The sequence below is a fragment of the Nocardioides sp. genome, assembly GCF_036493135.1.
In the GTDB taxonomy this organism is placed as follows: domain Bacteria; phylum Actinomycetota; class Actinomycetes; order Propionibacteriales; family Nocardioidaceae; genus Nocardioides.
In genome coordinates, this window is the sequence record NZ_DASXQG010000083.1 from 20,217 (window position 1) to 45,474 (window position 25,258).

A 25,258-nucleotide genomic window follows, 5' to 3' on the forward strand; every position below is an offset into this window, starting at 1 on the left:
GACCCGTCGACCGTATCCTGCGCGGGTGCGTTCCAAAGCCCTGGTCATCGGCCTCGCGGCCGTGCTCGGGGTCGCCGGCGGTGTGGTCACGGCGTTCGCGATGCCGCGACACGTCGACGACCCGCTCCACCTGGGCACCGCACTGGCGAACCAGCCGTGCCAGGAAGGCAGGAGCGTGGTGATCGTCCATGCCGGCCCGCGCAACTCCTTGTTGTCCTCGGCGGTGGCGTCGAACCGCGGGGCGCGCTACCTCCGGACGGCGGAGTCCTGCCACACGGTGTGGCGCTACCAGGCGCCCGACGACACCGCGGTCCGGCCCGACCCGGAGTACGTCGTCTATCTCGGCCCCTACGCCACCAACGACGCGTGCGAGATCCGGATGCAGGGCGAGCACCGGGGTGACGTCGTGACGATGCTCTCGTCCACCTCGACCCGCACGGTGCAGTGCGTCTGCCACGTCAACCTGGCCACCGCCCCGTCCCTGCGAGAAGGCATGTTCGCAGACGACAGGGAGGTCATCTGGATCCGGCAGCTCCAGGACATGTTCCGCGACGTCCACCTCCTGCCGGACGTCACCGGTGTCTTCGACCGGGCCACCCAGGACGCCGTCCGGGTCGAGCAGACCAGGCTCGGACTGCCGCCGACGGGGTTCGTGGACGGGACCACCTGGAAACACATCGCCAAGCTGTGCCGCAACTACGCGTGAGGCGTGCGCGCCCCCGCTGATCGCGAGCCGTCGACGAACGCCTCGCTGCGCAGCACCGGCACGACGGCTGCGACGTCCACCGCCGCAGCGATCTCGACGTCGCGGGCGAACCCGGCCCCGACCAGCTCCCGACCGCTGGCACACGCCCGAAGCGCGGCCGCGAGGTCGCCGCGCATCGTGTCGTACGCCGCGGCCGCCGTTCGCGCCTCGGGGCTCGCGCTCTCCAGGCCCAGCGAGGTCAGCACGGCACCGGCACCCCAGAGGTCCTCGACCGCCGGTCGCAGCTCGCGGTCCGGCCAGCGCTCCCCGGCAGCCACCACCGAGATCCGCTCCGTGGCCGCGCGGAGCCAGGCCCCCACCGCGGTCGCGTTGCGCAGGCACGCACCCAGCACGGTGACGCCCGCATCGGCCAGCGCGAAGGCGATCGCCGACCCGTTCGGCGACGGCAGCACCACCCGCTCGACGTCGGTCACGCCCTCGAACGACGCCGGGGACAGGCTGACCGAACCGGTGTCGAGGCCCTCGCGGCGACCGCGGGCAAGCGTTGCGCCGCGCGCGGCGGCGTACGCCGGGGCATCGACCGCTGCCCACGGGTACGGATGGACCTCGATCCCCGCCTCGACGGCGACGCAGAGCGTGGTCGTGAAGGAGAGCACGTCCACGACGACCGCGACGTCACCCGGTCGCGCGTTCTCGGCCAGGGCCCGGGCGCCGCTGAGTCCCCAGTCGAAGCGCAGCCGGTACGCCGCCTGGGCGTGCTCGGCGGAGGAGGACGAGGTCACCAGATGCGGACGCGCGCCTCGGGCTCGATCCAGAGACCGTCGCCGGGCTGGGTGCCGAACGTCGCGTGGAACTCGTCGAGGTTCCGCACGATGTTGGCCCGGAACTCCGGCGGGCTGTGCGGATCGATCGTGAGGTACTGCTGCGTGAGCTCCGTGCGCCGCTTGGTCCGCCAGATGTGGCCCCAGTTGAAGAACAGCTTCTGGGCGTCCTCCAGCGCGACATCCCCGCCGCGGGCGATGTTGTAGGCCACCAGCGCGATCGTGAGCCCGCCGAGGTCGCCGATGTTCTCACCGACGGTCAGCGCACCGTTCACGTGCTCGCCGGGCAGGTCGCGGGGCTCGAAGACGTCGTACTGCGCGATCAGGGCCTTGGACTTCTCCTCGAAGCGAGCCTTGTCCTCGGGCGTCCACCAGTCCTCGAGGTTGCCGGCTCCGTCGTACTGGGCCCCCTGGTCGTCGAAGCCGTGCCCGACCTCGTGGCCGATCACCGCACCGATGCCGCCGTAGTTCTCGGCCATCTCGGCGTCGGGCGAGAAGAACGGCTTCTGCAGGATCGCGGCGGGGAAACAGATCTCGTTCATGCCCGGCCGGTAGTAGGCGTTGACGGCCTGCGGGAGCATCAGCCACTCGTCGCGGTCGACCGGTGCCCCGACCTTGGCCAGCTGCCGACGCGTCTCGAAGGCGTTGGCCGACAAGACGTTGCCGAGGAGATCGTCGGGCTTGAAGTCGAGCTCGGAGTAGTCGATGAACTTGTCCGGGTAGCCGATCTTCGAGCGGAACATGTCGAGCTTGTCGAAGCCTCGCTGCTTCGTCTCGTCGCTCATCCAGTCGAGGGATGCGATCGAGTCCCGGTAGGCGCGCAGGAGGTTGCCCACCAGCTCCTGCATCATCGCCTTGGACGCCGGTGGGAAGTGCCGAGCGACGTACTCACGACCGACCGCCTCGCCGACCCCGCCCTCGACGACGGCGACGCCCCGCTTCCAGCGCTCGCGCAGCTGCGGCGTACCGCTCAAGGTGCGGCCGTAGAAGTCGAAGTTGGTCTCGACGAACTCCGCCGGGAGGTACGGCGCAGCGGTGCGGATCACCCGGATGGCGAGCCAGGTGCGCCACTGCTCGATCGGCACCTCCTCCAGCGCCGTGGCCAGGTGCTCGAGGTACGACGGCTGCCGGACGCATGTCTCGGCGATGGTGTCCTCGGAGCCGCCGAGGTTGCGGATGAACACCTCCCAGTCGAACGCCGGGCAGAGGCCCTTGAGCTCGTCAAGGGTCATCAGGTTGTAGGTCTTCTGGACGTCGCGGGTCTCGGCGCGCTCCCAGTGGCCCTTCGAGAGCCGGGTCTCGAGCTCCATCACGGTGGTGGCGTCCGTGTCCGGGTCGGGGCGCCCGACGAGGCCGAACATCCGGCCCAGGTAGGCGAGGTACTTCTCGCGGACCTCGGCGAACTTCTCGTCGTGGTAGTACGACTCGTCGGGCAGTCCGAGCCCGCCCTGGGTGAAGTTGACCAGGCAGCGTTCGGAGTTCTTCCCGTCGACGTCGACGAACACCCCGAACGGGCCGCTGCCGCCGACCTGCTCGAACTCTCCGAGGAATGCCGCGAGGTCGCGTACGTCGCGCAGGCTGTCGACGGCGTCGAGCAACGGACGGATGGGCGCGAAGCCGAGGCCCTCGACGGCGGCCTCGTCCATGAAGGAGGCGTACAGGCAGGCGATCCGCATCGCGTCGCCGTCGAGGCCCTGCTGGCCGGCGACCACCCGCTCGGCCAGCTCCTCGATGATCTCCCTGACCTGGATCTCCGCCGCATCGGCGAGCTCGACGAACGGCCCCCAGCTGCCCTTGTCGGCGGGGATCTCCTGCTCCTCCAGCCAGCGCCCGTTGACGTGGCCGAACAGGTCGTCCTGGGGTCGCACGGTCAGATCCATGCCCTCGCGGGCGTCATCGAGCATGCTCACGCGCAGGAGCCTACGTTCACCGAACCGGTCATCGCACATGCACGACGCTCTTGCCGAGCGTCCGGCGGTCGGCCATGTCCTGGAGGGCGCGACCGAAGCCGTCGAGGTCGTACGTCGCGCCGATCAGCGGAGCGACGACGCCGGACTCGATCATCGGCAGCAGCAGGTCCCATTGCTCGCGCATGTAGGTCGGTCTGGTCATCGCGAACCCGCCCCACCCCACGCCCCGCACGTCGACGTTGTTCAGCAGCAGTCGGTTCACCTTCACCTCCGGGATGCCCTGCCCCGAGGCGAAGCCGACGACCAGGAGCCGGCCCTGCTCGGTCAGGCAGCGCAGCGAGTCGGTGAACACCTCGCCGCCGACGACGTCGAGCACGACGTCGACGCCACGGCCGCCGGTGAGGTCACGCACCGCGTCCTTGAAGCCGTCGAGGAGCACGGTCTCGTCCGCACCGGCCGACCGCGCGAACGCCGCCTTCTCGTCGCTGGACACGACCGCGATGGTGCGGGCACCGAGCCCACGCGCCACCTGGAGCGTGGCAGTTCCCACCCCACCGGAGGCTCCGTGCACGAGCACGGTCTCGCCCTCGCGGACGTGCCCGCGCTCGACGAGGGCGAAGAGCGCGGTCAGGTAGTTCAGCGGCAGCGCCGCCCCCTCGTCGTACGACGTGCGCTCGGGGAGGGGGAAGACGGCGGAGACCGGGACGACGGCGCGGTCACCAGCACCGCCGTACGGCACCACGCCCGCGACCCGGGCGCCGGACTCGAGGCCGACCACCCCCGAGGGTGCGCTCAGCACGGTGCCGGCCACGTCCACGCCGAGGGTGAACGGCGGCTCCGGCCGCACCTGGTAGCGCCCCTGGCTCAGCAGCAGGTCGGGGAACGAGACGCCGACGGCGTACACCTCGACCAGCACGTCACGGGGTCCCGGTTCCGGCTCCGGTACGTCGACGACCCGGACGTCGGCAGGCCCGGTGGGCTGGAGGACCTGGACCGCACGCATCCCTCCATCCTGCCGGGCTCTGCCCCGACGTCACAGGCCGAGCTGTGTGCGACCCCCCGAGGTCGTGCCGGCGAAGTCCCAGGTTCCGTGCTGGAAGCTGGGGCCGGTGAGCTTGAAGACAGGGCTCGGCCCGGGCGCGTTGACGGTGTTCGGTGAGCTGTCGTGCAGAACCCCGAAGAGCAGCCCCGACGCGACCACGGCCATCACGGCGGCGGCGGCGCCGGCGGCGACCTTGGGAGTGCGGTGCGGATGGCTGATGGCGGTACTCATGGAGATGTCCTTTCGGTCCGACCGGTGACTCCGGCCATGCCCAGGACACTCGCGCTAAGACAGGGCTCCCACATCGGGAAGATTCCTAGTTCTCGCCGTCTGTCACAGCCGCCTCGCCCGCAAGCGGGCTTCGGCGTTCGCTCCGCGCGTTCCGTCCCGGCTTCGCCGGGCCGGAACGTCCTCACCCAGGATGAACGATCCGGTTCAGCTCGAAGTGCATCGGGTCGGTGTAGCGCCAGGTGCCGCCCCAGGTGAAGCCCCACTCCTCGAAGACGGCCACCACCTGGCGGTTGATCCGGCCGACCGTGCCGCGCTGGTTCTCCGGGACGTTCACGTCGAACGCCAGGCCGAACGCATGGTTGGACAGGGTCGTGGTGCCGGCGATGAAGCGCGGCACGAAGCAACCGCCGTACTGCTGGGGATGGATCGCCGGCGCGAGCCCATCCGCCTGGATCTCCTCCAGCGCGGCGCGGAGCTGCGGGAACATCTGGGTGTTACAGGTCATCGGCCCGATGATCGGCATGGTCTCGGTGGAGATGTGGCTGGTCACCCAGGCCTGCTGCGGAGCGATCCGGCCACCACCTGTCACCGTGTAGCTGTAGGACCCCACGGCCTGGGCGGCGCTGCCGACCAGGAACCCGATCTGCACCGCCTTCGGGTCGAGCCCCAGCCGAGCAGCCACGTCGAGCCGCTGCACCGACGCCGAGTGACCGACGATCCGCTGGATCGGCTTCCGGATCGACAGCGGGGTCCGGATCCCGGTCGAGACCAGCAGCGCGTTCCCCTTGCGCATGCCCAGGGTCTCCACCCAGCTGTCGTTGACGACCGCGTCGACCTGCGGGATCTGCGGCGAGTACGCACCGACGTGGACCTGCGGCGCGTCGGCGGAGGCGCCGAGCCGGACGTAGCCGCTCTTCGCGACCTGCTTGCGGAAGCCCGACCGCAACGCCATCTCGCCCGCGGCGATCCGGTTCCACTCCGGCTGGAACTGCGCCACGGCGTCGGGGTTGAAGTTCCGGTACGTCGCGGGGTTCACCGCCGCGACGTTGATCGCGTGGTCCTGGATGCTCACCTGCGCCAGACTGAACCGCTCCACCCTCGTGACCCCCTGCACGTGGCGGATCCGGTTCACGATCCGGGCGCTGAGCGGATGCTGGCGGAAGATCAGCATGTCCGGGGTGTGCAGTGGCGCTCGGAAAGGACCGGGACGCGCCACCGTGTGGTCCCCGGTCGGTCCGGACGAGGTCGGGTCCACCGTCGGGACGCTCGACGGGCCGGTCCCGCCCGTCGGGTTGCTCGTGGGGTCGGCCGACGAGCTCGACGAACGGTCGCCGCACGCGGCCAGCACGAGGGCGAGGAGAACGCAGGCCGCGGCCACGACGGCGCGGCGACGTGACCGAGCTCGCCCCATGGGTGGCAAGGGTAGTGCGGTGGTGGGCGGTCCCCGACCGGTCAGTGCCCCCGTGTGGGGCAGTCGAGCGGGTGACGCGACGAGACCCGTTCGCGCGGGCGCTCGTCGTCCTCGGCGGGCGCGACCGGACCTGGCGTGATCGTCAGCCAGGAGAGGATGCCGCCGACCGCGAGCAGCGCGGCGCAGATGAGCATCGCCTTCCCGTACGCGTCGTCGAAGGCGACCGGGTCGGCGTACTGGTCACCCGACAGCCCGACCGCCACCGGCAGCGCGGCGACCGCCAGCAGCGACCCCGCCCGCGCGACCGCGTTGTTGACCCCGCTGGCGATGCCGGCCCGGCCCTCGGGCGCGGCGGCCAGAACGGTCATCGTCAGCGGCGCCACCATCAGGGACAGGCCGAGGCCGAAGATGACCACCGGCGGAAACACGCCCAGCCAGTACGACGTGCCCGCACCGACCTGGGACAGCCAGGCCACACCGACGGCCATCACCAGCGGCCCGACCGTCATCGGGATCCGGGGTCCGATCCGGGCCCCGAGCGCGCCACCCCGAGCCGCGAAGAGCAGCATGATCACCGTCAGCGGGAGGGTGGCGACGCCCGCCTCGAGCGCGCCGTACCCCAGCACTGTCTGCAGGTCGATGACGAGGAAGAACACGATCGCGCCCAGCGCGGCGTACACCAGCAGGGTCATCGCGTTCGCGGCGCTGAAGTTGCGCGAGCGGAACATGCTCAGCGGCATCATCGGGTGCTCGGTGCGGTGCTCCACGACGAGGAACGCGACCCCCGCCAGGATCCCGATGACCAGCGCGGCCGGCGCGAGCGAGGTTCCCCACTCGATCAGCCAGTAGGTGAGGCCACCGAGGAAGATCGCGGCCAACGCCGCGCCCGGCACGTCGAACGGGCCGTCGCTCTCGCCCTTGGTCTCCGGGACGTACTTCAGCGCGACCACGACCGTGACCGCCGCGATCGGTGCGTTGATCAGGAAGATCCAGCGCCAGCTGGCGTACTCCACGAGGCCGCCGCCCACGAACGGGCCGATCGCCGCCGCGATGCTGCCGAGGCCGGACCAGGCGCCGATCGCGCGGCCCCGGTCGGCGCGCACGAACACCGCCTCGATGATCGCCAGGCTGCCGGGGGTGAGCAGGGCGCCGCCGATCCCCTGCAGGACCCGGGCGGCGATCAGGGTGGTGCTGTCCGGCGCGACGCCGCAGAGCACGGACGCGGCGGCGAACCAGACCACGCCGATCACGAACACCCGCCGCCGGCCGAGCCGGTCGCCGAGGGCACCGCCGAGCAGGATCAGGCTGGCCAGCATGAGGAGGTACCCGTTGGTGATCCACTGCAGCTGCGCCAGTGAGGCGTCGAGGTCCTTGCCGATCGTCTTCAGGGCGACGTTGACGACCGTGCCGTCCAGCATCGCCATCCCCGAGCCCAGCACCGCCGCGAGCACGACACCGCGGCCCACGGCGGAGGAGTACTCGATCGTCCCCGCGCTCACGCCGTGACGATACGCCGGGCTGCGGACGTCACAGGCGCAGCGTCTTCTCCGAGATCCAGGCGATGTCGTCGGCGGTGTCGGCGGGCTTCCCGATCGGGTGGACGACGTGCGACAGCACCAGCCGCACGACCATGTCGATGGCCGCGTCGAGGTGACGGTCGTCGAGGTCGATCGGGTACGACGTGACCCGCCGCCGCACCGCCTCGGTCGCGGTCAGCACCAGTGCGTCGTTGCGCGTGGTCAACAGCGGAAGCAGCTCGGTCGCTGCGCCGTACGACGCGGACACGACCGCCTGCAGCAGCGCGTTCCTCCTGGCGAGCTCGAGGACGCCCCGCGAGGCACCTCGGATGGCCTCCACCAGGTTCCCCGGCTGCTCGTCGAACGCCTCGTCGACCACTGCCAGGAACGTCGCGAGCTCGGCGAGGACCATCTCCTCGGCCAGCTGCGGCTTCGACCCGACCTCGTTGTAGACCGTCTGCCGCGAGACACCCACCCGATCGGCGAGCTTGCCCATGGTGACTCCGGCCCAGCCCACCTCGAGAGTCAGCTCCGCCGCTGCCGCGACCACCCGCTCGTGCATGGTCAGCGAGGCGGCGGTCGTCACGCCGCCAGTCTAGGAAGCAGGCTCGTGCTCCACCGCCACGAAGTCGACCTTGTCCCGCACCCCGCAGTCCGGACAGCACCACGTGTCCGGGATCTCCGACCACGCGGTCCCAGCGGCGAACCCTTCCTTCTCCTCCCCCGCGACCACGTCGTACACGTACCCGCATCCGGGGCACCCCCAAGCCAGCGCCTCGTCGGCCGGTGCTCCGACGGCGGAGGCGCCGGAGGCGCCGGGCCCGGAGACGGAAGGAGCGTGCGCACGCGCGGCGGCCGCCGGCGCACCGGACGACGCGGGGCGTGGCACGGCCGACGCGCAGCCGCCAGCGACGCCCGGCTCCGGGGCCGGCGCCGCCCCCACCACGGAGTAACGCGCGAGGATCCGCTCGCGCTTGCGGGGTGAGATGTTCGCACGCGACAGGTCCCCGCCGAAGTGGGCGCACACCCTCGGATCCATCACCCGCCGCCAGACCGCAGGCACGATCGCGAGCACGATCATCCCGGCGTAGCCGGTCGGCAGCACCGGGCTCTCCTCGAAGTCGCGCAGGGACTGGTAGCGCCGGGTCGGGTTCGCGTGGTGGTCGCTGTGCCGCTGCAGGTGGTAGAGCAGCACATTGGTCGCGACGTTGTTGGAGTTCCACGAGTGCGAGGGGTCGACCCGCTCGTAGCGCTGCCGCTCACCCACCCCCACCTTCTGCCGCAGCATCCCGTAGTGCTCCATGTAGTTGACGACCTCGAGCAGCGAGAACCCCACCACCGCCTGGATCAGGAGGTACGGCGCGATGTCGATGCCGAAGACCGCGAGCATCGCTCCCCACAGCACCGCCGACATCAGCCACGCGTTGAGGACGTCGTTCGAGAGCCGCCACGGGTGCTGCTTGCGCCGGCCGATGCGCTTCCTCTCCAGGTTCCACGACGACTTCAGCGAGCCCCCGACCGTGCGCGGCCAGAACTCGTAGAAGCTCTCGCCCACCCGGGCGGAGGCCGGGTCCTCGGGCGTGGCAACACGCACGTGGTGGCCACGGTTGTGCTCGATGTAGAAGTGGCCGTAGAAGCTCTGCGCCAGCGCGATCTTGGACAGCCAGCGCTCGTTGGCCTCCTTCTTGTGGCCGAGCTCGTGGGCGGTGTTGATGCCGATCCCGCCGATGCAGCCGATCGAGATCGCGATCCCGATCTTGTCGATCGCCGACAGCCCGCCGTGGGCGACGAGGTACATCGCGCCGATGAAGCCGGCGTACTGGATCGGCAGGAAGAGGTAGGTGATCCACCGGTAGTACCGGTCCTTCTCCAGCGCCTCGATCACGTCGTCGGGCGGGTTGGACCGGTCGAGGCCGGCGATCAGGTCGATCGCCGGGACGACCACCAGGATCACGATCGGGCCGATCCAGAACCACACTCCCCAGCCGGTCAGCGTCCACATCGCGATGGCGATGAACGCCAGCGACGGGACGACCAGCCCGATCAGCCACAGGTAGCGCTTCTGGTCGCGCCACTGGTCGGTCGAGTGCTGCGGCATGGTGCTGTTCGCGATCCCGGACGTCGCTGCCATGACTGCCTCCTCGCGACCTTCGTCGGTCGAGATCAGGTTTACATCATCATACGATTTGTAAAGCCTGGGTGACAACCTCCGCACATATCCGGAGGTTGCCCCGCGGCGCCGACACCGGGAGATTGGGACCATGAGTGCCAAGGCGTCGGGCGTTCCGTTCGGCATCGACTTCGGCGGCAGCGGCATCAAGGGCGCGCCGGTCGACCTCGACCGGGGCGAGTTCGCCGAGGAGCGCGTACGGATCGACACCCCGCAGCCGTCGACCCCGCACGCTGTGGCCGCCGTCTTCGCCGAGCTGCTCGCGAAGTTCCCAGGCTCCGAGGGTCCGGTCGGCGTCACCGTCCCCGGAGTCGTGGTCAAAGGCGTGGTGCACTCGGCCGCCAACATCGACAAGCACTGGATCGGCGAGGACGCCGACCGGCTCTTCACGAAGGGAACCGGCCGCGACGTACACGTCGTCAACGACGCCGACGCCGCCGGCCTCGCCGAGGTCCGGTACGGCGCAGCGAAGGGCCGCCGCGGGCTGGTCATCGTCACCACGCTCGGCACCGGGATCGGCTCCGCCCTGGTGTACGACGGGGTCCTGGTGCCCAACTCCGAGCTCGGCCACCTGGAGATCGACGGCCACGACGCCGAGAAGCGGGCGGCCGCCAGCGCCCGCGAGCGCGAGGACCTGTCCTGGGAGGACTGGGCCAAGCGGCTGACGGCGTACTACCGCAAGCTCGAGGACCTGTTCTCCCCCGAGCTCTTCGTGGTCGGCGGCGGCGTCAGCAAGAAGGCCGACCAGTTCCTGCCGCTGGTCGACATCGAGACGGAGATCATCCCCGCCGAGCTGCGCAACGCCGCGGGGATCGTCGGGGCCGCGCTCTACGCGACCGAGAGCGAGACCTGACGGTCAGGCGTCGGCGGCGCCCTCGGCGGTCGCCGCCAGCTGCTCCTCGATGTCGGCGGTGAGCTCGGCCGGCTCGGTCTGCGGGGCGTAGCGGTCGACGACGCGGCCGTCGCGGTCGAGGAGGAACTTGGTGAAGTTCCACTTGATCGCGCCACCCAGCAGGCCGGACTTCTCACTCTTCAGCCAGGCGTACAGCGGGTGGGTGTCGGCGCCGTTCACGTCTATCTTGGCGAACATCGGGAACGAGACGCCGTAGTTGCGCTCACAGAAGCCGGCGATCTCCTCCTCGGTGCCGGGCTCCTGGTGACCGAACTGGTCGCACGGGAACCCGAGCACGACGAGGCCGCGCGCGGCGTACGCGTCGTAGAGATGTTGCAGGCCCTCGTACTGCGGGGTGAGTCCGCACTTGCTGGCGGTGTTCACCACCAGCACCACATCGCCCAGGTAGGTCCCCAGATCCTGGTCCTTCCCGTCGATCGTGGTCGCGTGGAAGTCGCCCAGGGATGTGGACTCGCTCATCTCGGGGTCCCTGCGACGTTGCTCGACGGAGGAGCGAAGCGGGGGAGGCGAGGCACGTCGTGGGGTGAGTTCATGTGTCGGCTCCTCTGATGGCGGCGGCGACGGCCTTCGGCACGTCGGGGTGGAAAACGGTGGGGATGATGAAGTTGGCGTTGAGCTCCTCGTCGTTCACGACGTGGGCGATCGCGTACGCCGCCTTGAGGAGCATCTCGGTGGTGATCTCCTTCGCCCGCGCGTCGAGCAGGCCGCGGAAGACCCCGGGGAACGCCAGCACGTTGTTGATCTGGTTCGGAAAGTCCGAGCGCCCGCTGGCCACGACCGCGGCGTACCTCTCCGCGTCGGCGGGGTCGACCTCCGGGTCGGGGTTGGCCAGGGCGAAGACCACGGCGTTCTCGGCCATGTCGCCGATCCACTCGGCCGGCAGGATGCCGGGCGCGCTCACGCCGATGAACACGTCGGAGCCACGCATCGCCTCGTGGAGGCCGCCGCGCAGGCGGTTGGCGTTGGTCCGGCTCGCGAGCTCGGCCATGGCCGGACTGAGGCTCGCGTCGTCGCCGGAGAGGATGCCGTGGATGTCGGTGACCACGACGTCGCCGGCGCCCGCGGCGAGGAGCAGGGTGACGATCGCCGAGCCGGCGGCACCGCCGCCGGAGACCACGATGCGCACGTCCGCGAGCTTCTTGTCCACGCACCGCAGGGCGTTGGTGAGCGCTGCGAGCACGACGATCGCGGTGCCGTGCTGGTCGTCGTGGAAGACCGGGATGTCGAGGCTCTCCCGGAGCCTGCGCTCCACCTCGAAGCAGCGTGGCGCGGCGATGTCCTCGAGGTTGATCCCGCCGAAGCCCGGCGCGATCAGCTCGACGGTGCGGACGATCTCGTCGGTGTCCTGGGTGTCGAGGCAGATGGGCCAGGCGTCGATGCCGCCGAACCGCTTGAACAGGGCGGCCTTGCCCTCCATCACCGGCAGCGCCGCGCCGGGCCCGATGTTCCCGAGCCCGAGCACCGCCGAGCCGTCGGTGACGACCGCGACGGAGTTGCCCTTGATGGTCAGCCGGGAGACGTCCTCGGGGTTCTTGGCCAGCGCCAGGCTGACCCGGCCGACGCCGGGCGTGTAGGCCATCGAGAGGTCGTCGCGCGTGCGCAGCGGGACCTTCGAGGTGACCTCGATCTTGCCGCCGATGTGGAGCAGGAACGTGCGGTCGCTGACCTTGTACACCTCGACGCCCTCGACCTCCTTGACCGCGGCGACCACGAGCTCGGCGTGATCGGCATCGGCGGCGGAGCAGGTGACGTCGACGACGAGGCGCTCGTGGCTCGAGTCGGCGACGTCGATCGCGGTGACGATGCCGCCCGCGGCGGCGATCGCCGTGGCGACGGCCCCGACGACCCCGTGGTCCGGCGCGGTGTGCAGACGCATCGTGATGGAGTACGACGACGGGGTGGCCGACATGCTGATCACCCTAGCCCGGCCCGGTCGGCCCCTTGTCGCGGTGCCGCCGGCGCACGAGAACGCCGAGGAGCAGCACCAGCGCCACCGCCTGGGCGACTCCGATCGCGACGACCAGCACGTCCCGTCGCCCGTCGTACAACCAGCCGGCGAGAGCGCCCCCGGACAGTGCGGCCACGGCCTGGAACGCCGCGAAGGCGCCGTACGCCGTGGCCAGCCGCGCGGCGGGGACGAGGTCGGCGACCAGCGCCTTGACCGTCGAGTCCTGGACCCCGGTCGCCGCCCCCCAGAGCAGCACGCCCGTGACGGCGAGGCCGACCCGATCGGTGAACACCAGCGCCGGCACGAACGCCACCACCACGGGGAGCAGCAGCAGGGTGCCGCCGCCGACGTGGTCGTAGGCGAAGCCGGTGCCGAGCGAGGCGAGGGCATCCGCGCCCATCGCGGCCGCGTAGACCACCGGGACGACAGCGGCCGTGACCAGGTGCTCGTTGACCAGGTGGAAGGAGATGACGCCGAACGTCATCAGCCCCATGGTCGTGAGCGAGCACGCTACGGCGTACACGTAGAAGGTGCCCGGCAGCGCCACCAGAGGCGCCCCGGCCGGGACGTGCTCGTGCTGCGGGTCCCCGACGTACCGGTGCATCCAGGCGAGTACGCCGAGCGCCACGGCGCCCGGCACCGCGAGCACCAGCAGGCCGGCCCACTGGTGGGACGTGACCGCGACGACGACCGCGACCAGCAACGGACCGAGGAACGCGCCGGTCTGGTCGAGGGCCTTGTGCACACCGAAGCCGCGTCCTCGGCCGACGTTGCGCGCAGCGACCGCGAGCAGGACCGACTTGGCCGGACTCCGGATCGCCTTGCCGGTCCGCTCGAGCAGCACCATCGCCGCGCCGAACGCGAGACCGGCGGCCCCGAGGGCCGGCGCGAGCGCCATCAGCGGGACGCACACGGCCGTGAGTGCGTAGCCGATCACCATCCACCGCCAGTACCGGCCGGTGCGGTCGGCGGCCGGGCCCGAGAACACCCGGAAGCCCAGCGCCGCGGCCTCACCCGCGCCGGTCACGAGCCCGACCGTCAACGCCGAGGCCCCGAGCGAGGCCAGGAACGGGCCGGTGATCGACCGCGCGCCCTCGTACACCAGGTCGACGAGGAGGCTGACCACACCCAGCCAGAGGACGGTGCGCCAGCCCTGCCAGTCTCGGGTGTCGGCTACGGCGTCAGCCATCGCGGGTACGCCGCCGGTGCCAGGCCCAGAGCAGCCCGGCGGCGATGAAGACCACGATCACGCCACTGGTCACCCCGAGGGCGTGGCTGATCGTGCTGATCGAGTGGGCCGCGAAGTAGCCGAGCAGCACGCAGGCGCCGCCCCAGATCACGCCGCCGATCACGTTGAAGAAGAGGAAGCGGCGGTACTCCATCCGGCTCGCGCCGGCCAGGCCCGGCATGACCGCACGCAGGAAGGCCGTGAAGCGGCCCATCACGACCGCCCGACCTCCGCGACGTCGCAGATAGGCCTGGGCCTCCTCGAAACGGTCGGGATGGTTGCGGAGCACGGGCGCGCGGACCAGCCGGGGTCCGAGCTTGCGGCCGACCTCGAAGCCGACACTGTCGCCGACCACCGCCGCCACGAGCACGACGGCGAGCACCAGCACCACCGGGACCCTCCCGGCGGCCGCGAGCACGCCGCCGTACACCACGGCGGTCTCCCCCGGCAGCACGAAGCCGAAGAACAGGGCGGCCTCGGCGAACACCAGCCCGGCGATGATCAGGAGGGCGATCCCCGGAGGGACGTCGAGCAGTGTGTCGATGACCTTCTGGAGCATCAACCCACCAGCTGGACGCGCACCGTGGCGCGCTCGCCGACGCCGATCGGGTTGTCGTGGTCGCGGAGATGGATCTCGATGTCGCGGTCGCGCAGGCTCAGGACGAGGGACGCCGGTCCGGTCCGGGCGACCTCGCCGTTGACGAGGTAGGTGCCGTCGTCCTGCTTGTCGAGCAACGAGCCCTCCTGGCCGCTGCGGATGTCCTCGACCGCGATCCCCACCAGTGTCGGCCGGCGGATGCGGCCGCCGAGCCGCCAGGCGAGCAGCAACAGGCCGACCACGAACAGGTCCGCGAAGACGACGATGTACAAGGCGGCGTTGCTGCGCACCTCGCCGTCGACGTGGAAGACAGACGGGTGATCCTTCAGCACCCGGACCTCGAGCTGCTTGGTCCGGGCGGCCTGGACACCCACCGAGCCGGTCACCTTCACCCGGCGCTCGACACGGTCGGAGTCGACGGACGAGGGGAGCCGGAAGGCGACGATCGCGTCGTCCCCTGCCTGGCCGACCCCGACCACGGTGGCCGTCACCGGGATGCCGTCCGTCGCCGCGCGATGCACCTCCCACTCGTGCAGGAGGTACGGCACGTTGATCACCGCGAGGACGACCGCGACGAGGATCCAGCGGCCCCACCGCACGCCGTCCCGCCGCTGTGCCATGCGCGTCAGTATGACGCGCCGTCCCTCGCCGTAGGCTGCGTGGTCGTGGCCGCCGCCGACCGTCCCGACCCGGCCCTCGGCGTCTTCGACACCCTGCTGGTCCGCGGGGGCCGTGCGGTCGATCTCGGAGCGCACGTCGACCGGCTGGCCCGGTCGGTGCGCGAGCTGTACGACGTACCGGTGGACGCGGCCGTGCTCTCGGGTCGCCTGCAGGCCGGCGCACAGTCCCTCGGCGCGGCGCGCGTGCGCACGTCGTACGAGCCGGCGAGCGGTGAGTGGCGGATCGACACCGAGCCGATCGAGGAGCCCGGCCTCGATCCTCGGACACTGACGCCGCGGCGGATCTCCGGCGGACTCGGTCGGCACAAGTGGGTCGACCGGAGGCTCCTGGCCGACCCCGGCGACGCGGACGACGTACTCCTCGTCGATGAGTCCGACGGGCTGCTCGAGTGCGGCGCCGCGAACGTCTTCCTCGTGATCGACGGGGTCGTCGTGACGCCGCCGCTGGACGGCCGGATCCTGCCCGGCACCGTGCGGGCCCGGGTGCTCGCGCTGCTCCGCGCCCACGAGGTGGAAAGCGCCGAGCAGCCGGTGACCTTGACGGACCTGGCGGGGGCCGCCGAGGTCCTCTCCACCAGCTCGATCCGGGGCGTCCAGCCGGTCGTCGCCTGCTCCGGGCTGGCGAGCTGGCCGGTCGGGCCGACGACCAGGTGGCTCCGGGAACACCTCGCCGGCGCGGAGTAGCGAGGCGCGCACGGGCTGCATTTGCCAGCGTTCAGGCAAGTCCCGGAAAACTTTCGGGCAAGGTCTTCCGCGGCCGGAAGATCTGTCGTTGAATTCTCTCAGTGGTCGCGATCTTGGATCGGATCCACGAAGCCAGCCTGAACAACCGGGGGGATGTCCGGGCTGATGGAGGTCCGCTTCCGCCCGGGGGGACGGCAGGCGCCACGGCCCCCGCTCGCACGTCGAGCGGGGGCGCCTCACATTTCAGGGTCTCCACCCGCCCTCGGAGGCGCTCGCACGTCGCGTCGGACAAATCCCAGAAGATTCGTCGCCAATCGCGTCATGGGCGACGGATTCGGTCGTTTCCTCACCATCGAGGTGCGGTTCACGAATCGAGCCTCGGGAGCAGGCCGCTCGACTGGGGGACAAGCGGGCTGCGGGGGGTCCGCTACCGCCCGGGGGGACGGGAGCCGGCGCCACTGCCCTCGCTCGCTACGACGAGCGAGGGCGCCTCGCATTTCACCGCATGGTGCGCGAGGGGGGAGTTGAACCCCCACGCCCTTTCGGGCACACGGACCTGAACCGTGCGCGTCTGCCTGTTCCGCCACTCGCGCCAGAAGCGCGCCAAGGCTATCCCAGCCCTTTGACGCGCCCCAAACCGGCAACGAGCGGATCTGCCGACTCGCACGCGACCTCGCGTCGCCGCTCGCTGTGGCCCACTCCCGCCCCGATACGATCGGCGACAACCCGACCACGCTCGGGCCTCGTCCCACCGGGGCGGGTGGGCCGGCGACTCGGCGGATGACGGGAAGCGCAATCACACGGGGCGGAGAGGAGGTGCGGCGTGAGCGTGCTGCAGAAGTTCGAGCAGCGGCTCGAGGCGCTCGTCTCTGGGGCCTTCGCCCGCGCGTTCCGCAGTGCCGTGCAGCCGGTCGAGATCGCCGCCGCCCTCCAGCGTGAGTGCGACAACAACACCCAGATCCTGTCCCGGCAGCGCCGGATGGTCCCCAACGACTTCCACGTGGAGCTCTCGCAGCCCGACATGGACCGGCTCTCGCCGTACGACTCGGCGCTGGTCAAGGAGCTCTCCCTCCAGCTCCAGGAGCACGCCGAGAAGCAGAGCTACGTGTTCGCCGGCCCGGTCACGATCGCGTTCGACACCGCCGACGACCTCACGATCGGCCGCTTCCGGGTCCGCAGCCAGGCGCACGCCTCGGTGATCAGCAACGCCACTCACACCCAGGTACGACGCGCCCGCGCGTTCCTCGACGTCAACGGGACCCGCCACCCGCTGCAGTCGCCCGGACTGGTCGTCGGCCGCGGCACCGAGGCCGACCTGCGCATCAACGACCCGGGCGTCAGTCGCCGCCATGTCGAGTTCACGGTGAACGAGTCCGTGAGCGGCGACGTCCGGGTCTCCGTGCAGGACCTCGGCTCCACCAACGGCATGCTCGTCGACGGTCACCGGATCAGCAGCACCGGCCTCCAGGATGGCTCGGAGGTCCGCATCGGACGGACCACGATGACGGTCCGACTCGAGGAGGACGCCGATGTCTGAGCTCACGCTGTTCCTGATCAAGATCTCCTACCTGGCGATCCTGTGGATCTTCGTGCTGTCGGCCATCTCGGTGGTCCGCTCCGACATGTTCGGCGCCCGGATGCCCGCAACGGCCCGCGAGGCGGCCGCGCCCAAGGCCCGCCGCCAGCCCAAGCAGAAGGCACGGAAGGGCTCACCCACCCACGTCCTGGTGGTCGACGGCGCCAACAAGGGTGAGCGCGCCGACCTGACCGAGGCGCCGATCCTGATCGGCCGCGGCGCCGACGCCGCCATCCGGCTCGACGACGACTACGTCTCGACCCGCCACGCGCGCATCGCCTCCAGCGGCGACCAGTGGTTCGTCGAGGATCTCGGCTCCACCAACGGCACCTACATCGGCAGCGCCCGCATCACGCAGCCGACCACCCTCACGCTGGGCACGCAGGTCCGCATCGGCAAGACCCTTCTGGAGCTGCGCAAGTGACGTTCCGACTGCAGTACGCCGCGATCTCGGACGTCGGGCGCGTACGCAAGGACAACCAGGACTCCGGCTACGCCGGGCCCTGGCTGCTCACCGTGTGCGACGGCGTGGGCGGCGCCGCCCGCGGCGACCTCGCCTCGAGCACCGCGATCGGCCAGCTGCGCCGGCTCGACGAGCCACCACCCGGCGACGAGAACGACGCGCGCCACCGGCTCGAGCTGGTCGCCGGGGCGCTGCACCGCGCGTCGGACAAGATCGGTGACCTCGTCGACGAGGAACCCTCGCTCAGCGGCACCAGCACCACCGCCACCGTCGCACTCTTCGACGGCGCCCGTCTGGCGATGGGCCATATCGGCGACAGCCGCGCCTACCTCTACCGCAGCAACGAGCTCAGCCAGCTCACCACCGATCACACGTTCGTGCAGAGCCTGATCGACGAGGGCCGGATCAGCGAGGTGGACGCCCGGACCCACCCCCACCGCAACCTGATCCTCAAGGCCCTCGACGGCGTTCACGACGTCGACCCCGACCTGTTCACCGTCGAGCTCGCCGAGTCCGACCGGATCCTGCTCTGCAGCGACGGCGCGTCCGGATCGCTCGACAACAGCCGCCTCGCGGACATCCTCTCCACCGGCTCGCCAGACTTCGCGGCGGTCGAGCTGGTCCGCGCAAGCCTCGAGGCCGGGAGCACCGACAACGTCACCTGCATCGTCGCCGACGTCAAGCCTGCCACCGACGGCGCCGAGCCGCCGGCCCCGATGGTGGTCGGCTCGGCCGCGGAGCTGAAGCGCAAGCCCCGCGCCGGTACGTCGTTCTTTCGCGGCCACCGCTCCGGCGACACCGGCGAGATGGAGCCGGTGGCTGCCGAGATCCCCGACGACCTGCCCCCGGGCGTCCCGTTCGCCATCGACCCCGACCCGGAGACCGTCCGCTACGCGCCCCGGGCCCCTCGCCGTCACCCGTGGCTGCGCCGGGGCCTGTTGCTGCTCGGACTCATCGGGATCGCCTGGATGGCCGGCGCCGGCGCGTGGAGCTGGAGCCAGCACCAGTACTACGTCGGAGAGCAGGACGGTGTGGTCACGATCTTCCGCGGCGTACAGGCCGACATCCCGGGGATCGACCTCTCCCATCCCTACGAGACGACCAACGTGAACGTCGACAACCTCGACTCCTTCACCGCCCGCTCCGTGCAGTCCGGCATCGGCGCCGGCAGCCTGGCCGAGGCCGAGCGCACCGTTCAGCACCTCGCGGCCAACCAGACGCCTCCGGCGGGGGGTGGCTGAGGTGCCACAGCAGTCCGGAGCGCTGATGCATTTCGTCCACCGCCGCCGACGCGGGGCCGAGCTGTTCCTGCTCGTCATCGCCCTGCTCGTCGGCGTCGGTGCGTACGCCGCGGTCGGCCTCGGGGTGAAGGAGAAGGTGCCCGCCGACATCGTGTCGTACGGCGGATGGCTGGCCGCGCTGATCATCGCCGCTCACATCACGGTCCGACTGGTCGCGCCGTACGCCGACCCGGTGCTGCTCCCGATCGTGGCGGCCCTCAACGGCCTCGGCCTGGCCGAGATCCACCGGCTCGACCTGGCCCTCGACGCCCACCTCGCCCGCCAGCAGCTGGTCTGGATGACGATCGGCGTGGCGTTGTTCATCGGCACCCTGGTCACCCTGCGCGACCACCGCGTCCTCCAGCGCTTCACCTACACCAGCGGTCTGGCCGCGATCTTCCTGCTCCTGCTGCCGATGGCACCGGGCATCGGCAAGACCGTCAACGGCGCTCGCATCTGGATCCACCTCGGCTCGATGAGCTTCCAGCCGGGCGAGGTCGCCAAGGTGCTGCTCGTGATCACCTTCGCCGGCTACCTCGTGCTCCACCGCGACGCGCTCGCCCTGGCGGGCCGCCGGGTCGCGATGATCGACCTCCCGCGCGGCCGCGACCTCGGCCCGATCCTCGTGATGTGGCTGGTCAGCCTCGGCATCCTGGTCTTCCAGCACGACCTCGGGTCGAGCCTGCTGTTCTTCGGCCTCTTCCTGATCATGTTGTACGTCGCGACCGAGCGCGCGGGCTGGCTCGTCGTCGGCGGCACGCTGTTCGCGGTCGGCTCCTACCTGACCGTCCTCTTCATCGCCCACGTCCGTGAGCGCTTCCAGCTCTGGTCCGACGTCTGGGCCCACTACGGCGGCACCACCGACGACAAGGGCCGGCAGACCGTCGAGACGATGTTCGGGATGGCCTACGGCGGGCTGATCGGCCGCGGCCTCGGCCAGGGCTCCCCCTGGCGCATCCCGTTCGCCCAGAGCGACTTCATCTTCGGCGCGATCGGCGAGGAGCTCGGGCTCACCGGGTCGATCGCGGTGATCCTGCTCTACGGCCTGATCGTCGAGCGCGCGTTCCGGGCCGCGCTGATCAGCCGCGACGACATCGGCAAGCTGCTCGCCACCGGTCTCGGCGGGGCGATCGCACTCCAGGTGTTCGTGGTGGTCGGCGGCGTCACCCACCTGATCCCGCTGACCGGTCTCACCACACCGTTCCTGTCGTACGGCGGATCGTCGCTGGTGGCCAACTGGGTGATCGTCGCGATCCTGTTGCGCATCTCCGACGCCGCCAGGCGTCCGCTGCCCGACCTGTCCGTGTCCGACGACGTCGACATGGAGTCGACGCAGGTCGTGAGGCTGTCGTGAACAAGCCGATCCGGGCCGTCTCGATCTTCTGCCTGCTGCTGTTCCTGGCACTGGCTCTGAACGCGACCTACCTGCAGTACTACCACGCGAACGCGCTCAACGACCGGGTCGGCAACGGCCGCGTGGCCACCGCGACGTTCTCCCGCGATCGGGGGGCGATCATGGTCGGCCGCACCGCGATCGCCGAGAGCGTGAAGTCCAAGGACCAGTACAAGGTCCAGCGGACCTATCCCCAGCCGTTCATGTACGCCCCGGTCACCGGCTGGTACACGTTCGGCAACGAGACCGGCCTCGAGCGCACGCAGAACTCCTACCTCTCCGGCGAGGACGACAGCCTGTTCGTCAACCGCCTCGTCGACCTGGTCAACGGCAACGCCACGAAGGGCGCCAACGTCCTGACCACGATCGATCCCGCGGCGCAGCAAGCGGCGTTCGACGGGCTGCGCGCGCTCGGAGCCGACGTGCAGGGCGCCGTCGTGGCGATCGAGCCGAGCACCGGGAAGGTCCTGGCCATGGTGTCGCTGCCGACCTACAACCCGAACCGGCTGGCCGACCACAACTTCAAGAAGGCGTCGGCGTACGCCACGCAGCTCTCGAAGCTGAAGTCCCAGCCGCTGCTGAACCGGGCCGTGCAGACCACCCTGGCGCCAGGCTCGACGTTCAAGGTGGTGACCGCGAGCGCGGCGGTCCAGACCGGGAGGTACAACGCCAACACGCTGGTGCCGGCGGGTCCGACGTACACGCTCCCCCAGTCGCACAGCGTGGTGCACAACGACGTCATCAGCGGGTGCAGCAGCCCCAAGATCCCATTGATCCAGGCCATGGAGTTCTCGTGCAACACCGCGTTCGCTCCGCTCGCGGTGGCCGTCGGTGCGAGCGCGATGCACCGCCAGGCCGAGGGCTTCGGGTTCAACCAGCAGTACTTCGACGACCTGCCGGCCCAGGCGACCTCGCGCTACCCCGCAGGGCTCGACCCGCCGAATACGGCGCTTTCCGGCTTCGGACAGGGCTCGGTCACGGCCTCGCCCCTGCAGATGGCGATGGTCACCGCCGGGATCGCCAACGACGGCGTGGTGATGAAGCCGTACCTCGTCAACTCGCTGCAGTCGCCCACCAGCTTCGAGACCCTCAAGTCCACCAACCCCGAGCAGCTCGCGCAGGCGACCTCGTCGTCCACCGCGAGCGAGGTCACCAAGATGATGGTGGCGACCGTCCAGAGCGGCACCGCCACACCGGCCGCGATCCCGGGCATCCAGGTCGCCGGCAAGACCGGCACCGCCCAGAGCGGTCTGAAGAACCCCGACGGCAGCGAGGTGCCGCCGTACGCCTGGTTCGTCGGGTTCGCACCGGCCCAGTCGCCGAAGGTCGCGGTCTGCGTGATGCTCCAGCACGTCGACCAGCCCACCGACGAGATCCACGGCGGCACCCTCGGCGGACCGATCGCCAAGTCGGTCATGGAGGCGGTGCTGAACCCCCATGGCTGAGCACACGACGTACGACGACACCGGTGACCAGCGCGATCACCAGCACGGTCACCAGCACCGTCACCAGCACCGTCACCAGCACGGTCACCAGCACGGGAGGGCCCACCAGTGAGTCCCGACAGCACATCTGACGGACAGCCGCTGATCGGCGGCCGATACGCGCTCGGGGAGCTCCTCGGGCGCGGCGGCATGGCGGAGGTCCGCAAGGGCACCGACACCCGGCTCGGCCGCACCGTCGCGGTCAAGCGGCTGCGGACCGACCTTGCCAGCGACGCGACCTTCCAGGCCAGGTTCCGTCGCGAGGCACAGAGCGCGGCGTCGCTCAACCACCCCGCCATCGTGGCCGTCTACGACACCGGCGAGGTGCCGGCGAGCGACGGCTCGGGCATCTCCCAGCCCTATATCGTGATGGAGTTCGTCGCGGGCCGCACGCTGCGCGACATCCTCCGCGAGGGCCGCAAGATCCTGCCGGAGCGGGCCCTCGAGATCTCCAGCGGCGTCCTCTCCGCCCTGGACTACAGCCACCGCGCGGGGATCATCCACCGCGACATCAAGCCGGGGAACGTGATGCTCACGCCGGCCGGCGACGTCAAGGTGATGGACTTCGGCATCGCGCGGGCGATCTCCGACGCGTCCAGCACGATGACCCAGACCGCTGCCGTGGTCGGCACCGCTCAGTACCTCTCACCCGAGCAGGCGCGCGGCGAGCCGGTCGACTCGCGGTCGGACGTGTACTCCGCCGGCTGCCTGCTCTACGAGCTGCTGACCGGTCGCCCCCCGTTCATCGGCGACTCACCGGTCGCGGTCGCGTACCAGCACGTCCGGGAGCCGGCGGCGCCGCCGTCCGACCACGACACCGACCTGCCTCCCGAGGTCGACGCCATCGTGATGAAGTCGCTGGCCAAGCGGGTCGAGGACCGGTATCAGTCGGCGGCCGCGATGCGCGGCGACATCGAGCGCTACCTCGCCGGCCATCCCGTGCACGTCACGCCGCCCCCGCCCCTGATCGAGCCGCCGACGACGGTGACGAACCCGACCACGGCAGTGACGCCCGTGCCTCCGGCGGAGGAGCCCGTCGAGGAGGAGGATCGTGGCGCGCGACCGGGCCTGCTGGTGTTCCTCGCGATCCTGCTCGTGATCGTGCTGGGCCTGGCGGCGTACCTGCTGCCCAAGATGCTCGCCAGCCCCACCGACCAGGTGCAGGTGCCCCGGCTGGCCGGGCTGACGGACGCGCAGGCACGCGCGAAGCTGACCGACGCCGGCCTGCAGGTCGGCACGGCCGACCACGCGTACAGCACCAAGGTCGCCCCCAACCGGGTCATCGACCAGAACCCGGCCGCCGACGAGTTCGTCGACAAGGGCACGACCGTCACCTACACGCTGTCCCTCGGTACGCACCCGACGAAGGTGCCCCCCATCGTCGGGCAGCCGAAGAGCGAGGCGCAGTCGGCGTTGCAGAACGCGCATCTCAACCCGGTCTTCCAGCCGGTGGACTCCGACCAGGCGAAGGGGACCGTGGTCAGCACCGACCCACCTGCCGGCACCAAGGTCGCCCGCGACTCGGACGTGACGGTCAGCATCTCCCGGGGTCCGCAGAAGGTCCCCAACGTGGTCGGGCGCACCCAGGCCGAGGCCGAGCAGATGATCAAGGACCGCGGCTTCACCCCGCAGGTGAGCCCGGACAACAGCTCGACCGAGACCAAGGGCACGGTCACCGGGCAGACGCCCGCCGCGGGCGCGACCCTCCCGCAGGGCTCGACGGTCTTCATCCAGGTGTCGACCTACAATCCGAGCTCACCGCCGACGTCGCCTCCCACCTCGGAGCCGACCTCACCGCCGACGTCCCTGCCGACCTCGCCGCCGACCTGAGTGGTGCGGCGCCGGCCGCGGGCGGGGCTCAGCTGCCGGCGTCGCTCTGCGGCAGCACCTGGGCGTACTGCAGGTCGGTCAGTCCGTCGTACGCCGGCGCGATCACCTTGTCCTCGATCTGCTCGTCCCATCCGACGTGGATGTCGGGATCGGCAGCGTCGGCGCGGTAGACCTGGAGGTAGGAGTCGTCGGCGATCGCGTTTGCCAACCGCGTGACGTCGCCGACGGCCTGGATCCGGTACGGCTGGCTGTAGGGGATCCCCTGGAGCTGCACGGAGTTCCCGATGCAGCGAATGCCGGTGGTGCTCACCACGCGCTTGCCTTGGATGGTGACGGCCTGAGCGCCGCCCTTCCACATCGCGTTGACCACGGCCTGGATGTCCTGCTGGTGCACCAGGAGGAGGTTCGGGTTGTCAACGGTGTCGGGGGTGTCCTGGCCGGTGCTCTGGGGCGCGTCCGACAAGGTGACCGTGATGCCCGGCCCGGTGACCGGGGACAGTCCGGCCGGAAACTTCATCCGTTCGGCCTGGCGGGTCAGCTGCTGGACCTGGCGGTTGTTCACCGAGGAGCTGAGCTGGTTGACCTGGTCATGGAGGTCGGACACCCGCTGGTTGAGGCGGTCGGCCCGGGTCGCGTCGTACTGCACCATCGACGCCAGGTCCGTGAAGCGTCCCGGCCGCAGGTCGGTGCCCTCGCTGCTGTGGGCGCTCACCACGAACAGCGCCCCGCTGAGCAGACCGACCAGCGGTGTCGCCACGCGCCAGGCCAGGGACCGGCTCGGGGGACGCGTCACCATGCCGACTAAGGTAGCCCGCGACCTGTGGAGGACGGCGTCCGGTGCGGGCGCCGTCGCGTGTGAAGGAGGCCTGCGTGGCCAAGCTCAAGGCCAAGCAGTCGTTCGTCGACCCCGACCGCGGGCCGCTGCTGAGCGTCCGCTTCGCGATCTGCGTCGTGCTGATGCTCGTCGGGATCGCCTGGATCGTCTACTACTACACGGCCGTGCGCGCCGACCCCACCAGCCTGACCGCCAAGCCCGGCGGCCCGTCGTTCATGGGCAACATGGGCAGGTGGAACTACACCGTCGGCTTCGGGCTGTTCTTCGTCGGCCTGCTGGCCTCGGCGCACCCCTCGACCCCGCTGGGCCGTGGCCGGGGCGTCGTGGTCGGGATGCTGTTCTGCTTCATCCTGGGCCTGCTGTGGATCTGCACCTTCTACGTGCTCTCGGGCAACAACCTGCCCAAGGTCGCGGTCTTCAACGACCTGAACCAGTGGAACCTCGTGGTCGGCATCGCGTTCATGGCAGTCGGCTTCTCCTACGCCACGCGCTGGGGGTGAGCCCACTCGTCCACAACTGTGGAATCACCTGTGGATAA

The 25,258-nt window shown here is 70.5% G+C and carries 25 protein-coding genes and 1 tRNA gene; 10 read left to right on the forward strand and 16 right to left on the reverse strand.

Annotated features, from left to right (window positions below; translation table 11 throughout):
• The first annotated feature begins 25 nt into the window (after positions 1 to 25).
• A complete protein-coding gene (locus VGJ24_RS15810) occupies positions 26 to 706 on the forward strand; it encodes a peptidoglycan-binding domain-containing protein (protein ID WP_331501595.1) in 681 nt (226 codons plus the stop codon).
• Here the strand turns inward: VGJ24_RS15810 and VGJ24_RS15815 are convergent.
• The 8 genes from VGJ24_RS15815 to VGJ24_RS15855 all read right to left on the reverse strand — a co-directional run bounded on the left by VGJ24_RS15815 (position 697) and on the right by VGJ24_RS15855 (position 9,769).
• Positions 697 to 1,488 (reverse strand): 2-phosphosulfolactate phosphatase, encoded by a 792-nt coding sequence (locus VGJ24_RS15815; protein ID WP_331501596.1) that lies wholly within the window; start codon positions 1,486 to 1,488, stop codon positions 697 to 699. The genes VGJ24_RS15810 and VGJ24_RS15815 overlap by 10 nt on opposite strands.
• Entirely contained in the window at positions 1,485 to 3,431 is a 1,947-nt protein-coding gene (locus VGJ24_RS15820) for a M13 family metallopeptidase (protein WP_331501619.1), read from the reverse strand. Before VGJ24_RS15820 ends, VGJ24_RS15815 begins: the two co-directional genes overlap by 4 nt.
• A gap of 34 nt (positions 3,432 to 3,465) precedes the next feature.
• Positions 3,466 to 4,440: an NADPH:quinone oxidoreductase family protein gene (locus tag VGJ24_RS15825; RefSeq protein ID WP_331501597.1), complete on the reverse strand. Its 975-nt coding sequence runs from the start codon at positions 4,438 to 4,440 to the stop codon at positions 3,466 to 3,468.
• Positions 4,441 to 4,470: 30 nt separating this feature from the next.
• Positions 4,471 to 4,710 carry a hypothetical protein gene (locus VGJ24_RS15830; RefSeq protein WP_331501598.1) on the reverse strand — a complete coding sequence of 80 codons (240 nt, stop codon included), beginning with the start codon at positions 4,708 to 4,710 and terminating at the stop codon, positions 4,471 to 4,473.
• Positions 4,711 to 4,891: 181 nt separating this feature from the next.
• The gene (locus VGJ24_RS15835; protein WP_331501599.1) at positions 4,892 to 6,121 is read right to left on the reverse strand and encodes a M15 family metallopeptidase; all 1,230 of its coding nucleotides are present in this window, start codon (positions 6,119 to 6,121) and stop codon (positions 4,892 to 4,894) included.
• A 41-nt stretch (positions 6,122 to 6,162) separates the two neighbouring features.
• On the reverse strand, positions 6,163 to 7,620 hold the full coding sequence (locus VGJ24_RS15840) for an MFS transporter (protein ID WP_331501600.1): 1,458 nt from the start codon (positions 7,618 to 7,620) through the stop codon (positions 6,163 to 6,165).
• 28 nt (positions 7,621 to 7,648) lie between these two features.
• Positions 7,649 to 8,224 carry a TetR/AcrR family transcriptional regulator gene (locus tag VGJ24_RS15845; RefSeq protein ID WP_331501601.1) on the reverse strand — a complete coding sequence of 192 codons (576 nt, stop codon included), beginning with the start codon at positions 8,222 to 8,224 and terminating at the stop codon, positions 7,649 to 7,651.
• Positions 8,225 to 8,233: 9 nt separating this feature from the next.
• Positions 8,234 to 9,769, reverse strand: coding sequence for a fatty acid desaturase (locus tag VGJ24_RS15855; RefSeq protein ID WP_349257103.1), 1,536 nt, complete (start codon positions 9,767 to 9,769; stop codon positions 8,234 to 8,236).
• A 130-nt stretch (positions 9,770 to 9,899) separates the two neighbouring features.
• Between VGJ24_RS15855 and ppgK the strand changes: the two genes are divergently transcribed.
• On the forward strand, positions 9,900 to 10,661 hold the full coding sequence (ppgK, locus tag VGJ24_RS15860) for a polyphosphate--glucose phosphotransferase (RefSeq protein WP_331501602.1): 762 nt from the start codon (positions 9,900 to 9,902) through the stop codon (positions 10,659 to 10,661).
• Positions 10,662 to 10,664: 3 nt separating this feature from the next.
• Here ppgK and VGJ24_RS15865 read toward each other — a convergent pair whose 3' ends face one another.
• The 5 genes from VGJ24_RS15865 to VGJ24_RS15885 form a co-directional block, all read right to left on the reverse strand.
• On the reverse strand, positions 10,665 to 11,180 hold the full coding sequence (locus VGJ24_RS15865; protein ID WP_331501603.1) for a glutathione peroxidase: 516 nt from the start codon (positions 11,178 to 11,180) through the stop codon (positions 10,665 to 10,667).
• 70 nt (positions 11,181 to 11,250) lie between these two features.
• On the reverse strand, positions 11,251 to 12,630 hold the full coding sequence (locus tag VGJ24_RS15870) for an NAD-dependent malic enzyme (protein WP_331501604.1): 1,380 nt from the start codon (positions 12,628 to 12,630) through the stop codon (positions 11,251 to 11,253).
• 10 nt (positions 12,631 to 12,640) lie between these two features.
• Entirely contained in the window at positions 12,641 to 13,858 is a 1,218-nt protein-coding gene (locus tag VGJ24_RS15875) for an MFS transporter (RefSeq protein ID WP_331501605.1), read from the reverse strand.
• Entirely contained in the window at positions 13,851 to 14,456 is a 606-nt protein-coding gene (locus VGJ24_RS15880) for a DedA family protein (protein WP_331501606.1), read from the reverse strand. The genes VGJ24_RS15875 and VGJ24_RS15880 overlap by 8 nt, the downstream gene beginning before the upstream one ends.
• Positions 14,456 to 15,115, reverse strand: coding sequence for a hypothetical protein (locus VGJ24_RS15885; RefSeq protein ID WP_331501607.1), 660 nt, complete (start codon positions 15,113 to 15,115; stop codon positions 14,456 to 14,458). The genes VGJ24_RS15880 and VGJ24_RS15885 overlap by 1 nt, the downstream gene beginning before the upstream one ends.
• Positions 15,116 to 15,160: 45 nt before the next feature.
• Between VGJ24_RS15885 and VGJ24_RS15890 the strand changes: the two genes are divergently transcribed.
• Positions 15,161 to 15,859, forward strand: a complete 699-nt coding sequence (locus VGJ24_RS15890; protein ID WP_331501608.1) for an aminotransferase class IV — start codon at positions 15,161 to 15,163, stop codon at positions 15,857 to 15,859.
• 506 nt (positions 15,860 to 16,365) lie between these two features.
• Here the strand turns inward: VGJ24_RS15890 and VGJ24_RS15895 are convergent.
• Positions 16,366 to 16,452, reverse strand: a tRNA-Leu gene (locus VGJ24_RS15895).
• Positions 16,453 to 16,682: 230 nt separating this feature from the next.
• Here VGJ24_RS15895 and VGJ24_RS15900 point away from each other — a divergent pair.
• Genes VGJ24_RS15900 through VGJ24_RS15920 form a run of 5 tightly spaced genes read left to right on the forward strand, consistent with a single transcriptional unit; the run spans position 16,683 to position 22,016 of the window.
• Complete coding sequence (locus tag VGJ24_RS15900) at positions 16,683 to 17,396, forward strand: DUF3662 and FHA domain-containing protein (RefSeq protein WP_331501609.1); 714 nt, start codon at positions 16,683 to 16,685, stop codon at positions 17,394 to 17,396.
• Entirely contained in the window at positions 17,389 to 17,859 is a 471-nt protein-coding gene (locus VGJ24_RS15905; RefSeq protein ID WP_331501610.1) for an FHA domain-containing protein FhaB/FipA, read from the forward strand. Before VGJ24_RS15900 ends, VGJ24_RS15905 begins: the two co-directional genes overlap by 8 nt.
• On the forward strand, positions 17,856 to 19,139 hold the full coding sequence (locus VGJ24_RS15910; RefSeq protein WP_331501611.1) for a PP2C family protein-serine/threonine phosphatase: 1,284 nt from the start codon (positions 17,856 to 17,858) through the stop codon (positions 19,137 to 19,139). The genes VGJ24_RS15905 and VGJ24_RS15910 overlap by 4 nt, the downstream gene beginning before the upstream one ends.
• Before the next feature lie 25 nt (positions 19,140 to 19,164).
• A complete protein-coding gene (locus VGJ24_RS15915; RefSeq protein WP_414691099.1) occupies positions 19,165 to 20,532 on the forward strand; it encodes an FtsW/RodA/SpoVE family cell cycle protein in 1,368 nt (455 codons plus the stop codon).
• Complete coding sequence (locus VGJ24_RS15920) at positions 20,529 to 22,016, forward strand: penicillin-binding protein 2 (protein WP_331501613.1); 1,488 nt, start codon at positions 20,529 to 20,531, stop codon at positions 22,014 to 22,016. Before VGJ24_RS15915 ends, VGJ24_RS15920 begins: the two co-directional genes overlap by 4 nt.
• On the opposite strand, the gene VGJ24_RS15925 is transcribed toward VGJ24_RS15920, so the two are convergent.
• A complete protein-coding gene (locus tag VGJ24_RS15925; RefSeq protein WP_331501614.1) occupies positions 21,985 to 22,122 on the reverse strand; it encodes a hypothetical protein in 138 nt (45 codons plus the stop codon). The two genes, VGJ24_RS15920 and VGJ24_RS15925, sit on opposite strands and share 32 nt — an antisense overlap.
• A 2-nt stretch (positions 22,123 to 22,124) precedes the next feature.
• Here VGJ24_RS15925 and pknB point away from each other — a divergent pair, with 2 nt between their 5' ends.
• Positions 22,125 to 23,885 carry a Stk1 family PASTA domain-containing Ser/Thr kinase gene (gene pknB, locus VGJ24_RS15930; protein WP_331501615.1) on the forward strand — a complete coding sequence of 587 codons (1,761 nt, stop codon included), beginning with the start codon at positions 22,125 to 22,127 and terminating at the stop codon, positions 23,883 to 23,885.
• A 28-nt stretch (positions 23,886 to 23,913) separates the two neighbouring features.
• Here the strand turns inward: pknB and VGJ24_RS15935 are convergent, their stop codons facing one another.
• Positions 23,914 to 24,681, reverse strand: a complete 768-nt coding sequence (locus VGJ24_RS15935; RefSeq protein WP_331501616.1) for a DUF881 domain-containing protein — start codon at positions 24,679 to 24,681, stop codon at positions 23,914 to 23,916.
• Between the two features lie 74 nt (positions 24,682 to 24,755).
• On the opposite strand from VGJ24_RS15935, the gene VGJ24_RS15940 reads away from it, so the two are divergent.
• Entirely contained in the window at positions 24,756 to 25,220 is a 465-nt protein-coding gene (locus VGJ24_RS15940) for a cell division protein CrgA (protein ID WP_331501617.1), read from the forward strand.
• Positions 25,221 to 25,258: the final 38 nt, after the last annotated feature.

Coding starts and splice junctions, on each gene's coding strand:
- VGJ24_RS15820 (WP_331501619.1), bottom strand. CDS start 3,431: ATGCTCGATGACGCCCGCGAGGGCATGGATCTGACCGTGCGACCCCAG.
- VGJ24_RS15825 (WP_331501597.1), bottom strand. CDS start 4,440: ATGCGTGCGGTCCAGGTCCTCCAGCCCACCGGGCCTGCCGACGTCCGG.
- VGJ24_RS15830 (WP_331501598.1), bottom strand. CDS start 4,710: ATGAGTACCGCCATCAGCCATCCGCACCGCACTCCCAAGGTCGCCGCC.
- VGJ24_RS15835 (WP_331501599.1), bottom strand. CDS start 6,121: ATGGGGCGAGCTCGGTCACGTCGCCGCGCCGTCGTGGCCGCGGCCTGC.
- VGJ24_RS15855 (WP_349257103.1), bottom strand. CDS start 9,769: ATGGCAGCGACGTCCGGGATCGCGAACAGCACCATGCCGCAGCACTCG.
- ppgK (WP_331501602.1), top strand. CDS start 9,900: ATGAGTGCCAAGGCGTCGGGCGTTCCGTTCGGCATCGACTTCGGCGGC.
- VGJ24_RS15865 (WP_331501603.1), bottom strand. CDS start 11,180: ATGAGCGAGTCCACATCCCTGGGCGACTTCCACGCGACCACGATCGAC.
- VGJ24_RS15870 (WP_331501604.1), bottom strand. CDS start 12,630: ATGTCGGCCACCCCGTCGTCGTACTCCATCACGATGCGTCTGCACACC.
- VGJ24_RS15875 (WP_331501605.1), bottom strand. CDS start 13,858: ATGGCTGACGCCGTAGCCGACACCCGAGACTGGCAGGGCTGGCGCACC.
- VGJ24_RS15880 (WP_331501606.1), bottom strand. CDS start 14,456: ATGCTCCAGAAGGTCATCGACACACTGCTCGACGTCCCTCCGGGGATC.
- VGJ24_RS15885 (WP_331501607.1), bottom strand. CDS start 15,115: ATGGCACAGCGGCGGGACGGCGTGCGGTGGGGCCGCTGGATCCTCGTC.
- VGJ24_RS15905 (WP_331501610.1), top strand. CDS start 17,389: ATGTCTGAGCTCACGCTGTTCCTGATCAAGATCTCCTACCTGGCGATC.
- VGJ24_RS15915 (WP_414691099.1), top strand. CDS start 19,165: ATGCATTTCGTCCACCGCCGCCGACGCGGGGCCGAGCTGTTCCTGCTC.
- VGJ24_RS15935 (WP_331501616.1), bottom strand. CDS start 24,681: ATGGTGACGCGTCCCCCGAGCCGGTCCCTGGCCTGGCGCGTGGCGACA.